Below are 12,508 nucleotides of genomic sequence, written 5' to 3'. Positions count from 1 at the left end.
CCAGCGCAGCAGTGAAATTGCCATCGCTGCCGCCGCCGGCTTTCGCTTCTTGCAGCTCAATCCCTAAACGTTTGCCTGCCAATAGGGCCTTCTGGTACAAACGTACACTTTTTTCGCTTTTTTCCATAGGAGGACGATTCAGTTCCCCGGAAATCGCCAATTCCGCTGCATTGTTGAAAGGGCTTAAGCTTTCGAGGGCTTTGATGATTTTATCGGCTTCGCCATGGCTGGTCACCCTGAAATCGATCTCCGCTTCCGCCGCTGCAGACACGACGTTGCTGCTGGTGCCGCCTCGGATCACGCCGACATTGACAGTTGTGCCTTGCTCGTAATTTGTCAGCTGTTCCAGTTTAATGATCTGCTGGGACAGTTCATGGATGGCACTGACTCCGTCTTCATGGTGATTTCCGGCATGCGCACTGACGCCCTTTACGCTTAAAGTATAGCGGCCGACGCCTTTTCTTTCGGTTTTTAACGCGAAAGTGCCTGATACCGGCGGCTCCATCACGAAGACGGCGTCGCAAGTCTGGGCAACTTCTTCAATCAGCTTCCTTGAAGTCGTGCTTCCCACTTCTTCATCTGAGGTGAAGAGAAAGACCGGGGAGAACGGCAATTCAGTATACTCCTGCTGAAGTGAGCGAATGGCCCAAATAGAAGAAAGAAGTCCAGCTTTCATATCGAATATGCCGGGGCCATAAATATCGTCGCCTTTTTCCACGATCGGCAGCGCACCGACTTCCCAGACTGTATCAAAATGGCTCAAGAACAAGAAACGAGGCTTATTTGAATCTTCCTTCAAGGAAAACAGCAAATGGTTGCCGGCATTTGAGTTTTCAAATTCTTGAAGCTGCCAATTGCCATTTAAATTATTTTGGAATATTTCCTTTAAAATAACGCCGCATTCATCAACTTTATCTTTGCGGTGGCTGGGCGACTCCGCTTTCACCAATTGGAGAAGCTGATCTTTGATCTTTGCTTTATTCTCTTCCAGATATTCATAAAAAACGCTCATTTTATCATTTCCTTTCCTTATTTCATTATATTTATACCTAAACATAAATAGAAAGATAAATCAATTTATTTTGAAAAAACTAAATATTACATTGACACGCGCTACACAGACCTAGTAAAGTTATAAAAAACATTAAGGAAATTTTCCTTAATTAAAAGGGGCTGATAAAAGCGTGCAGGATATCGAAGAATTCATTGAAAGAAATCGGGAGATGTACATAAAGTGGCTGACCGATTTTTGCGAGATTCCGAGTGTAGCCGCTCAAAATCGCGGAATGGAAGAAGCTGTCGGCTACTTGGACGAATTGTTTGAAGAAGCGTTTTCGTTAAAACCGGAAAAGCTGGAGACCTCCGGATTTCCAGTGGTATTTGCAGAAATGATAGGGAAATCCGATAAAACTCTAAGTTTTTATAACCATTACGATGTGCAGCCAGAAGATCCGGTTGAGCTGTGGGAAACACCTGCTTTTGAGCCGGATATCCGAAACGGGAAAATTTTTGCCCGGGGAGTTGCTGATAATAAAGGCAACCTCATTGCCCGCCTTGCGGCATTGCATGCCATTCAACAATGCGGAGAAGAACTCCCAGTGAATATTAAATTCATCTTTGAAGGCGAAGAAGAGATCGGCAGCCTCAACTTGCCTGAGTTCGCTAAGAAATATGCTGACAAGATCAAGTCTGACGGCTGTGTCTGGGAATTTGGCTACCGCGATGCGGATGGCGCAGTGCAAGTGAGCCTTGGCGTGAAAGGCATGTTGTATGTCGAGCTTCGCTTGAAAGGTGCGAATACGGATCTGCATTCTGCGCAGGCCGCTATTATTGAAAGTCCGGTATGGAAATTGGTGTGGGCGCTTAATACGCTGAAAGATGCCGATGAAAAAATATTGATACCGGGATTTTATGATGATATCGAGCCGGTCACAGCACTTGAAGATCAATTGCTTTCGCAGTACCGGCTGGAGGAAGAGGAAATCCTGAAAAAGCTGGAGCTCGATAAATTCGTGTTGGATTTGGAAGGAACCGAGTTGAAGCGCAAGCATATTTTTGAACCGACTTGCAATATCTGTGGAATTTCCTCCGGTTATACAGGTGAAGGGACAAAGACGGTATTGCCATCGGAAGCCATGGCTAAACTGGACTTCCGCCTGGTTCCTGGACAAGATCCGGAAAAGGTTCTTCGGCAGTTGAGGGCGCATTTGGATGCCCAAGGGTTCAAAGATATTGCGATTCAGGTCACAAGCTCTGAAAGGGCAGCAAGAAGCCATCCGGAAGAAGCAATTGCAGGAGCGATGATTGCGGTTGCGGAGAAATACAGCGCCAAAAAGCCGAATATCATCCCGAATACACCTGGAACCGGCCCGATGTACGAACTGTGCCAGGCCCTGGGAATTCCATCAGCTTCTTTCGGAGTCGGCAATTTCCAGTCCAATAACCATGCACCCAATGAAAATATTAATGTCGAAGATTACATCGATGGCATCAAGATGATTGCGGCGCTCGTTTTCGAATTCAGCCGCCAATTTGAGCCATCTGAAGGAGGTGTTCGATAATGGCTGTGATAGGCGGAGAAACCCGTGGATTCCAAGAGTTGAAAAGAACGCATCCAGAATTGCATAGCTCAATTTCTTCGCTATTTGAAGAAATTACAACGATTCGCAGAGATTTGCACGCGCATCCTGAGTTATCTTTTCAAGAAACGCGCACAGCGGGAATTGTAGCGGATCTGTTGAGGGGATGGGGCTACAAAGTTCAGGAGCATGTAGGGAAAACAGGTGTTGTGGGATTGCTGGAGAGCGGAAAGGCGGGGCCAGTATTCGGGCTTCGTGCTGATATGGATGCTCTGCCGATGGAAGATGAGATAGAAAAGGAATACCGAAGCCAAAACGCAGGCGCTGCACACACTTGTGGGCACGATGCGCATACCGCGATTCTGCTGGGAGTGGCAAAGCTGTTTGCGGACAAAGGATTGCCAAGCGGTTCGCTCAAGGTGATTTTCCAGCCGGCTGAAGAAATAGGTGAAGGTGCCGCGGCGATGATTGAAGATGGTGTGTTGGCTAACCCAAAAGTAGACGCGATGGCCGGCTTGCATGTCCACCCGACGCTGAAAACCGGTGAGTTTTCAGTTACTACAGCGGAGTATAGCTGTGCCGCTGTCGACATTTTTGAACTTAAAGTGACTGGGAAAGGGGGGCATGCCGCCCATCCTCATCAAACGGTGGACCCGATTATGATTTCAGCGCAAGTTTTGGTTTCGCTCCAGCAAATTGTCAGCAGGCAGACGGATCCATTGGATTCGGTGGTGCTGAGTTTCGGACAGATAGAAGCTGGCAGCAAAGCGACAATCATTCCAAACACGGTCCTGGTGAAAGGTACCGTACGGACGCTGAAGCCAGAGACGCGGCAACTGATGCCCGAACGCATCGAAGCGATTGCGAAAGGCATTGCCCGAAGTTTCGGGGGAGACTGCGAACTGGATTATCAATTCATTACACCATCTATTAAAATAGATGCCGAAATGCGCGGGCTGCTTAAAGACGCAATTGGCGAATTGTATGGGGAAGGGGCATTGAAAATATCCGCTCCTTCAATGGGAGGCGAAGATTTCGCTTATTTTTCGCAAGAAGTGCCTTCCGTATTTTTCCGCCTCGGAACAGAAAATGGCAAAGACACGGCTTATCCAAACCACAATAGCCGCTTCGATGTCGACGAACAATCGTTTCTTTATGGCATATCCGTGTTGAGTTTATTGGCAAGCAATTATTTAAAACAAACTGAGGGGGAAAAAGGATGAAGAAAAGTCTTTGGGGATTGATGCTGAGTTTGGCAGTCGTGTTGGCCGGATGTTCGGGCGGAGAAGAAAGCGGCGGGGCTGAAGGCGAAGAGCCTGTCGAGCAGAGTGACAGCAAGACATTGGTTATCGCCAATGGTACAGATGTAGTGTCTTTTGATATCCATGACCACAATACGACATCAACAGAAGCTGTCCACGTCAATATGTTCAACTATCTTTTGACGAATGATGGCGAAGAAGGATTCAAGCCTGATTTAGCTGAAAGTTGGGAAAATGTTGATGACAAAACCTGGTCGTTTAAATTGAAAGAAGGCGTCAAATTCCACAATGGGGAAGACCTGACGGCGGATGATGTGAAATACACGCTGGAAAGAATCGCGAAAGATGATACATTGCTGGAGCATGGAAACTACAACCAAATCCAGGAAGTGAAAGTTCTTGGAGACTACGAATTTGAAATCATCACAAAAAATCCGGAACCTGCATTATTGAACAGATTGTCCCGTCTGGGTTCAGGAATCCTGCCAAAAGACTATATCGAAACGGAAGGCTGGGAAGTGTTCTTGGAGCAGCCAGTCGGTACAGGCCCTTATAAATTCAAAGAATGGAAGAAAGACGACCGCTTGACGCTGGAAGCTAATACGGAATATTTCGGCGAAGCGCCGAAATGGGAAGAAGTCGTATTCCGCAGCATTCCAGAAGATTCGACGCGTGTTTCTGAATTGCTGACAGGCGGAGTGGACGTTGCTGTCAATATCCCGCCGACAGATGTTGAACGCATCAATAACACAGACGGTGTAAAAGCTGTCCAATCACCAACGCAGCGAGTCATGATGTTTACGCTGCGCACAGATGAAGGCAGCGTGACGGGAGATCCGAAAGTCCGCGAGGCTATCGATTTGGCGATTGATAAACAAGCGATTGTCGATTCGTTGCTTGAAGGCGCTGGAACAGTTACACGCACTCGTGTAACGCCAGGGAACGTCGGTGCTAATGAAGATCTATACGGTAAATCCCTTTATGATCCAGAAAAAGCGAAGCAATTGCTGGAAGAAGCAGGGCATGCAGATGGCTTCGAGCTTGCACTTAGCGCACCGAACGGACGTTATTTGAAAGATAAAGAAACAGTTGAATTGGTTACTGCAATGCTTTCTGAAGTTGGCATCACTGTAAACTTGGAGTTGATGGAATGGAGCGCATTCAACCAGAAATACCAGGAAAAAGGATTCGGTGAAATGTTCTACATCGGCTACGGCAACTCGATGTTCGATGCATCGCTTGCGCTTGACCGCCTGACAACGGAAGAAGCCGCGGGTGAATCGGATTATAATAACCCTGAAGTAAACGATCTGTTGTTGGCAGCGGAACAGAATATGGACGCTGACGAAAGAGCGCAGCAGTATCAGAAAGCTCAAGAATTGATTGCGGAAGATCGCCCACAAATTTATATGTTCCAATTGGATGCTATTACTGGCATCAACGAACGGCTGAATTTCGAACCGCGCTTGAATGAAATGTTCTATGTGGATTCAATTACATTGAAGTAAAAGAAGGGGGCGTGCCCTCTTTTTTTCAATAGGGGAGGTTTGGCATGAAGTATTTTTTGAAAAGCCTGGTTAAAACAATTCCGGTCCTGCTGCTGATCACGCTGATCGTCTTTTTGCTGGTGCGCGTCACAGGCGATCCGGTATCGTTGATGCTGCCAGAGACCGCGACAGAAGCAGAGCGCGATTCCTTGCGGGAAGCGATGGGATTCAATGATCCGCTGCCTATCCAGTACCTCAATTATTTAAGGGATTTGGTGACAGGGGATTTCGGTGACTCGTTCCGCTACAATACCGATGCGCTGAATCTGATTCTTGAAAGGCTTCCGGCGACACTTGAACTGGCCATTGCCTCGATGATTGTTGCCATTATCATTTCGGTTCCGCTCGGAATCCTGTCAGCTGTGAAACGCAATAGCTTTTTGGACCTTTTCATCACGGGTGGAGCGGTTTTAGGCAAAGCAATGCCGAGTTTCTGGCTTGGCATCATGCTGATTCTGTTATTATCTGTGACTTTTCAATTTTTCCCTGTTTCTGGAAGAGGCACATTGGGCCATTTGGTATTGCCAGCAATAACTCTCGGAACGGGCATCGCAGCAGAAATGACTCGTCTGATTCGGTCCAGCATGCTGGAAATTTTAGGGCAGGACTTTATTCGCACAGCCAGAAGCAAAGGGCTGGGGGAAGCGATCATCGTCAATAAGCACGCTTTCCGGAATGCGCTGATTCCCGTAGTGACGATTATGGCTTTGCAAACGTCTACGCTGATAGGCGGCACGCTTATCACGGAAACGGTATTTGCTTGGCCGGGGCTTGGCCAATTGCTGGTTCAGTCGGTGAACTTGAGAGATATGGCTGTCGTCCAGGCCGCCACTTTCATCATTGCCATTTTCGTTATTTTAAGCAATTTGTTTGCGGATTTAGTGTATCGCTTGCTGGATCCACGCATTAAATACGATTAAAGGAGGTCAGGGCATTGACGGAAATAACAGAACCAATTGCAAATGAACAAAAAGTCAAACCCCAGTCCTCCTTGAAGAGGCTTGGGAAAAGGCTGCTGAAAAGCAAAACCGGCATGGTCGGCCTGATTATTGTGGTAGCTGTGGTTCTCATGGCCATTTTCGCTCCGTTATTGACAGACAATGATCCAGCCAAGACGGATGTAATAAATCGTCTGCTCCCGCCATTCTGGCTTGAAGGCGGAAGTACGGAATTTCTATTGGGAACGGATAATTTAGGGCGTGACGTCTTAAGCCGAATTATTTACGGATCTCGAATATCGTTATTGATTGGCATAAGTGCGGTCCTTTTAGCGGGGGCCATCGGCATGGCACTCGGATTGATTGCTGGCTATTACGGCAAAGTATGGGATTTCATTATCATGCGGACAGTCGATTCCCTGCTGGCAATTCCGAACATTTTGTTCATGCTGATTATTCTTGCAGTCATGGGGCCAAGTCTCATTACGTTGATACTGGTGCTTGGAGGTACTTCATGGGTCGTCTATGCGCGTATGGTACGCAGTGAAACGCTCAGCATCAAAGAACGCGATTATGTGCGTTCTGCCAAAGCAATCGGAGCGAAAGATTTCCGAATTATTACGAAATATATTTTACCGAACGTTCTATCCTCATTTATCGTAATCGCCACGCTCAACGTGGCCACGACAATTATACTGGAAGCGAGTTTAAGTTTCCTTGGCCTGGGCATTCAGCCGCCGGATGTTTCATGGGGGCTGATGTTGAGCGACGGCCGTGAATATATCGCAACCAGCTGGTGGGTAGCTACATTCCCAGGGATTGCCATCACCGTTACAGTACTGGGAGTCATTTTCCTTGGCGATTGGCTGAGAGATGTACTGGATCCGAAAATCAAAGATTAATGAAAGGAGGTGGCTTGGTTTTGAATAACAGCCTTTTAAAAGTAGAAAATTTGAAAGTCCGCTTTAAAACGGAAGACGGCTATGTGTCTACTGTAAACGGAGTCACTTTTGACGTTGAAAAAGGTGAAACATTAGCTATTGTAGGAGAGTCAGGAAGCGGGAAAAGCGTTACATCGCTTGCGTTAATGGGTATCTTGCCTGCAAATGGCGAAGTCTACGAAGGCGACATCCACTTTGAAGATAAAGATTTGAGGAATCTAAGCAAAAAACAATACAGGGAATTGCGCGGCCAAGAAATTGCCATGATTTTTCAGGAGCCGATGACAGCATTGAATCCGGTTTTTACAATCGGCTATCAATTAAGGGAAACGTTGATTTTGCATTATAAAATGTCAAAAGAGCAGGCGCAGAAAAAAGGCATTGAAATGCTTGAGACAGTCGGCATCCCGGATGCTGAAAAAGTGATGGGCCGGTTTCCGCATCAGCTTTCAGGGGGAATGCGGCAGCGTGTCATGATTGCGATGGCTTTATCCTGCAATCCAAAGCTATTGATTGCTGATGAACCGACAACTGCACTCGATGTCACGATTCAAGCTCAGATTCTGACATTATTGCGCAATTTAAAAGAAAAATCGAATACCAGCATTATGATCATCACCCATGACCTGGGTGTGGTGGCAGAACTTGCGGACCGTGTCATTGTCATGTATGCAGGAGAAGTCGTGGAAGAAGCACCGATTTACGAACTATTTGAAAATCCGCTTCATCCGTACACAAAAGGCCTGATGGCTTCCATACCAAAAATCCATGACGTAGTGGATGAATTGTATTCTATAGAAGGAACAGTGCCGAATCCGGCCGATATGCCGACTGGATGCAAGTTTTTCCCGCGCTGTCCGATAGGGGATATCGAATGTACGAAAATCCATCCTCCATTAGAGTATGTTTCAGAAAATCATGCGAAACGCTGCATAAAAGTTTAAGGCAAGGGGGGATCATATGAACGTCGTCGAAGATCAGGTGATCATGGAAGTGACAAACCTGAAAAAACATTTTGATATGTCAAAAGGTTTTATCAAAAAAACGAAAACCATTGTCAGAGCTGTAGACGGCTTGAATTTTAAAGTCTACAAAGGTGAAACTTTGGGTATTGTAGGAGAATCAGGGTGCGGCAAATCGACAACCGGTTCTTTGATGCTGGGCTTGCTTGACGCGACAGAAGGGCATATCTATTTCCAGGACCAGGATATCGCCGGAATGACACAGGAAGAGCTCCGTAAAGCCAGGCGCGACCTGCAAGTGATTTTCCAAGATCCCTACTCATCCTTGAATCCTAGAATGACAGTCGAAGAACTGGTCGGGGAGCCGTTGCTGGTCCATGGCTTGGCTTCTGGAAAAGAATTGAAGAAACAAGTAAGCGAATTGTTGAAGCTCGTCGGGTTGCGGGAGCACCAGATGAAATTATATCCCCATGAATTCAGCGGCGGGCAAAGGCAGCGGATCGGAATTGCGCGGGCATTGGCATTAAAGCCCAAAGTAATTGTCTGCGATGAAGCCGTGTCGGCGCTCGACGTTTCAATCCAGGCGCAAATCCTCAATTTGCTCAAAAAGTTGCAAAAAGAAATGGATTTGACTTATATTTTTATAGCACATGGTTTGCCTGCGGTGCGCCATATCAGCGATCGTATCGGCGTCATGTATTTAGGGAAGATGGTGGAGCTTGCTGACAGGGATGAATTGTTCGAACATCCCCTGCACCCGTATACACATGCTTTGCTGGATTCTGTACCAATACCGGATCCGAGGCTGCGAAAAGAGCATCAATTGATCAAAGGGGAAATCCCGAGTCCGAGCAATCCACCCCCGGGTTGCCCATTCCATCCGAGATGCCCGTACGCCCAGGCAAAATGCGAGATAGATATGCCCGAATACCGGGAAATCCTGCCAGCCCATTTTGTTGCATGCCATTATCCGCTGGTGAATGAAGATACAAATGTATTGCCGGATATCAAAAAAGTGAAATAAGAAGGTGCAAACATGATGAAAGTCCGAATTGGGGCAATCGGTCCTCCAGACTCTTTGCAAATCATAAGGGAAGTCGCCCAGCTGGATTCGAGGATTGAATTGGTTGAATTCGAGTATTTTGGTTCGGAGCAATTGCCGGGAATCATGTCCAAACATCGCTATGAAGTGACGCAATGGATCTTTTCAGGACAAACGCCTTATCATTATTGCTTGGAAAAAGGCTTGATTACGGAGCAGGAAGCCTCTTATCCTCCTCTCCACGGTATGGCGCTTCTTGGCACCTGCCTGCAAGTCATGCAGGAGCATGGCCGCTTCGTTTCGCATATGAGCCTGGATACCGTGGACGAAGGCATTGTCAAATCGCTTTTTTCTGAATACCATTTGGACAAAATCAATTTCGAATTGCTTTCGTACCAAGGGTATAAAGATTATGACGAAATCATTGATTTCCATTTCCAAAATTACAAGGCTGGAAAAGCGGAAGTTGCACTGACCTGCTTATTGAAAGTGTATTTGGCGTTAAGAAAGCTTGGAATTCCCTGCTATCGAGTGGTGCCTTCAAAATTAGCCATCAAAACAGTATTGGATTTGCTTGTTTCTCGCGCTCAAAGCCATGTCTATGAAAAGCAGAAAGTGGTCATTATCGGTTTTCAATTGGTCGAAGGCGGGCGGGTTTGCAAAAAGACGGTCTATGACTTTGCAGAAAAGCAGAAAGAGCTTGAACTAGAACTTGAATTGCTGCAAATTGCGAGGAAATTGAATGGATCTTTGATAAATCGTGGCGGTGGTGTGCATTTCATCTATGCCACCCAAGGGGATTACGAATTATTGATAGCTGAGCGCACATTTTCAAAAATGGTAAATGAAATCACTATGCGGACCACTTTGGATTTTCACATCGGAATCGGCTCTGGCTACACGATTCATGATGCTGAACAACATGTCCAACGGGCTTTTGAATACGCCAATGAAGAAGCCGCCGGAACAATCATCTACGTTGATGAAGAAGGAATCAACACTGGTGCTCTTGGTAAGGACAATACAAATGCATTGCCGAATCTGAAGCTCCCTGTCTACTGGGAAGCTGTTCTGAAAACGCATGGCTACCGTGAAAATATTCCGATGAAAGTTTATCAATACGTAAAATTAAAGAATATCCCGTATTTCAGCAGTGAAATGATGTCATCGCTTTTGAAAAACACAGACCGCAATTCCAGGAGAATATTAAGTGAACTGGAACAGATGGGGCTGATTCGCAGCCTTAAAGAAGATCTGAACCAAGGCAAACGCGGAAGACCTAAAAAAGTCTACGAGCTGGTTCTTGGTGAAGAAAAATGAATGCGTGTGAAAAAGCCTGAATAGGGCTTTTTTTTATTCATACGAAATATGGCTCATTTTCGATTTTCGCTGAACTTGTGATTTCGGGTTTGGGTAAGCCCGATTGAGATGAAGAAAGCGTTGTTGAAAGACTGATGTGGAAGCAAAAGCAAAGTTGTGAAATTCTTGAGAAGAGGAAGGTGCGGAACGATTTAGTGCTCAATTTCCGAAACTCTGCAGTTTTGGGAAATAGCTGCCCAAAAATTCGCAGGTTGCCTCTTTAAAGTGGTTAGAAATTCTTACACGACATAATGCTATAGTAGTATATTTATAAAAGCGCAATTCAGATAATTACTTAAAGCTATAATTCCTTTTCGATTTGAGGTAAACTATTGCCTATGTCAGAAGAAAAGGAAGATTTGAATGAAGAAAAAAAGTTTGACTGTAAAAGTAATTGCCGGATTAATATTAGGTGCCATCACAGGTTTACTTATCAATCTGCTTGCACCTGACGCTTTTAATACTTTAAATACATATTTATTCGTGCCGCTTGGCCAAATCTTTTTGAGCTTGATCAGCATGCTGGTCGTGCCGCTAGTATTCTTTTCGATAATCCTGGGAACCTCAGGACTTGGCGATCCTGCGAAACTGGGCCGGATCGGCTTTAAAACAATCACTTATTTTCTCGTGACCACTACTATTGCAATAGTAATTGGCCTTGGCCTCGCCGCAATCGTCCAACCGGGACTAGCGGGAGATTTTGATCTGGAAACCGCAGAATTCGATTCTGAAGAAGCGCCTTCTGTTGCCGAAACTTTATTGAACATCATTCCGAAAAACCCGCTTGAAGCACTGACGAACGGCAATATGCTGCAGATTATCGTTTTTGCCGTATTCATCGGCTTGGCGCTTACTGCGCTGGGAGAGCGCACGAAAGGGATTGTCAATCTCGTCGAACAAGGCAATGATATTATGATGTATCTTGTTGGCATCGTGATGAAGTTCGCTCCTTATGGAACATTCGGCTTGATTGCGACAGCTATCGGTTCACAGGGGCTGTCGGCCATCAAAGCGATGAGCGCATACATGGCGGTAGTCTTGGCTGCGTTGTTCATCCACGCTATTTTCACTTACGGCGGAACCGTAGGCTTGTTGGCGAAGAAAAACCCGATCTGGTTTTTCAAGAAGTTTGCCCCGGCAATGAGTGTGGCATTCAGTACGTCCAGCAGTACAGCGACTTTGCCTGTCTCGATGGATGTTGCCCAAAAGCATTTGGGTGTACCTAAATCGATAAGTTCGTTTGTCCAGCCGCTTGGCGCAACGATCAACATGGACGGCACAGCAATCATGCAAGGCGTTGCGACGATGTTCATCGCACAGGCGTACGGTGTTGACTTGACGATGACCCAATTGGCGACGGTCGTCTTGACCGCTGTCCTGGCAAGCATCGGAACTGCAGGTGTACCTGGAGTCGGTTTGATCATGCTGGCGATGGTGCTTGGCAGCGTCAATCTTCCGGTAGCGGGAATCGGGCTTGTGCTCGGGATTGACCGTTTGCTTGATATGACGAGAACCGCAATCAACATTTCAGGCGATGCGGCTTGTGCCGTATACGTGTCGGAAACGGAGAAAAACCGATCCGAAGCGATTCAGGAAAAAGAAGTCAACGCGTAATTGAATACAACCAGCTCCCCCTGTCCTGTCAGACTGACTCTTGTCTGGCAGGACAGGGGGATTTTTTTGAATATTTTCAAGCAATTCATGCATCGCCGCATCAACGATTTTCAACGCCTGAATATAAAAGAAAAGAAAAATTGGAGCAGATTGGTTTACAACATATACCCTATAGGGTATATTGTAATTAACAATAACAAACAACAAGAAAAGGGGAATCATTCTATGTTATTACGATATTTCTATGATGATAAATTAGCGCAC

11 protein-coding genes are annotated in these 12,508 nt (G+C 46.2%); 10 read left to right on the top strand and 1 reads right to left on the bottom strand.

Features of this window, described 5'->3' with window-relative positions; all coding sequences use genetic code 11:
• On the bottom strand, positions 1–1,012 hold a 1,012-nt coding region (locus EGV91_RS01210), incomplete at its 3' end, for a M20 family metallopeptidase (protein WP_135500354.1).
• 172 nt (positions 1,013–1,184) lie between these two features.
• Here EGV91_RS01210 and EGV91_RS01205 point away from each other — a divergent pair.
• The 10 genes from EGV91_RS01205 to EGV91_RS17245 form a co-directional block, all read left to right on the top strand.
• A complete protein-coding gene (locus EGV91_RS01205; RefSeq protein ID WP_241666081.1) occupies positions 1,185–2,561 on the top strand; it encodes a M20/M25/M40 family metallo-hydrolase in 1,377 nt (458 codons plus the stop codon).
• Positions 2,561–3,802, top strand: a complete 1,242-nt coding sequence (locus EGV91_RS01200) for a M20 metallopeptidase family protein (RefSeq protein WP_135500353.1) — start codon at positions 2,561–2,563, stop codon at positions 3,800–3,802. Before EGV91_RS01205 ends, EGV91_RS01200 begins: the two co-directional genes overlap by 1 nt.
• On the top strand, positions 3,799–5,349 hold the full coding sequence (locus EGV91_RS01195) for an ABC transporter substrate-binding protein (RefSeq protein WP_135500352.1): 1,551 nt from the start codon (positions 3,799–3,801) through the stop codon (positions 5,347–5,349). Before EGV91_RS01200 ends, EGV91_RS01195 begins: the two co-directional genes overlap by 4 nt.
• Positions 5,350–5,393: 44 nt before the next feature.
• Positions 5,394–6,308 (top strand): ABC transporter permease, encoded by a 915-nt coding sequence (locus tag EGV91_RS01190; RefSeq protein WP_135500351.1) that lies wholly within the window; start codon positions 5,394–5,396, stop codon positions 6,306–6,308.
• Between the two features lie 23 nt (positions 6,309–6,331).
• Positions 6,332–7,228, top strand: coding sequence for an ABC transporter permease (locus EGV91_RS01185; RefSeq protein ID WP_421958234.1), 897 nt, complete (start codon positions 6,332–6,334; stop codon positions 7,226–7,228).
• A 20-nt stretch (positions 7,229–7,248) separates the two neighbouring features.
• A complete protein-coding gene (locus tag EGV91_RS01180; protein WP_135500349.1) occupies positions 7,249–8,211 on the top strand; it encodes an ABC transporter ATP-binding protein in 963 nt (320 codons plus the stop codon).
• A 16-nt stretch (positions 8,212–8,227) separates the two neighbouring features.
• Positions 8,228–9,253 (top strand): ABC transporter ATP-binding protein, encoded by a 1,026-nt coding sequence (locus tag EGV91_RS01175; protein ID WP_135500348.1) that lies wholly within the window; start codon positions 8,228–8,230, stop codon positions 9,251–9,253.
• Between the two features lie 12 nt (positions 9,254–9,265).
• Positions 9,266–10,591: a hypothetical protein gene (locus EGV91_RS01170; protein ID WP_135500347.1), complete on the top strand. Its 1,326-nt coding sequence runs from the start codon at positions 9,266–9,268 to the stop codon at positions 10,589–10,591.
• 402 nt (positions 10,592–10,993) lie between these two features.
• Positions 10,994–12,244 carry a dicarboxylate/amino acid:cation symporter gene (locus EGV91_RS01165; protein ID WP_135500346.1) on the top strand — a complete coding sequence of 417 codons (1,251 nt, stop codon included), beginning with the start codon at positions 10,994–10,996 and terminating at the stop codon, positions 12,242–12,244.
• Positions 12,245–12,310: 66 nt separating this feature from the next.
• Positions 12,311–12,508 (top strand): hypothetical protein (locus EGV91_RS17245; protein ID WP_206662861.1); only part of this gene is annotated, 198 nt, incomplete at its 3' end.

It is taken from the genome of Planococcus koreensis, assembly GCF_004761975.1.
Taxonomy (GTDB): domain Bacteria; phylum Bacillota; class Bacilli; order Bacillales_A; family Planococcaceae; genus Planococcus; species Planococcus koreensis.
The sequence above is the reverse complement of the archived record's forward strand: the minus strand, read 5'-3'. Positions and strand labels throughout refer to the sequence as shown.

What these genes read in the sequence shown, in the direction of transcription:
- EGV91_RS01195 (WP_135500352.1), top strand. Translation starts at nt 3,799, where the DNA reads ATGAAGAAAAGTCTTTGGGGATTGATGCTGAGTTTGGCAGTCGTGTTG.
- EGV91_RS01165 (WP_135500346.1), top strand. Translation starts at nt 10,994, where the DNA reads ATGAAGAAAAAAAGTTTGACTGTAAAAGTAATTGCCGGATTAATATTA.
- EGV91_RS01200 (WP_135500353.1), top strand. Translation starts at nt 2,561, where the DNA reads ATGGCTGTGATAGGCGGAGAAACCCGTGGATTCCAAGAGTTGAAAAGA.
- EGV91_RS01190 (WP_135500351.1), top strand. Translation starts at nt 5,394, where the DNA reads ATGAAGTATTTTTTGAAAAGCCTGGTTAAAACAATTCCGGTCCTGCTG.
- EGV91_RS01175 (WP_135500348.1), top strand. Translation starts at nt 8,228, where the DNA reads ATGAACGTCGTCGAAGATCAGGTGATCATGGAAGTGACAAACCTGAAA.
- EGV91_RS01170 (WP_135500347.1), top strand. Translation starts at nt 9,266, where the DNA reads ATGATGAAAGTCCGAATTGGGGCAATCGGTCCTCCAGACTCTTTGCAA.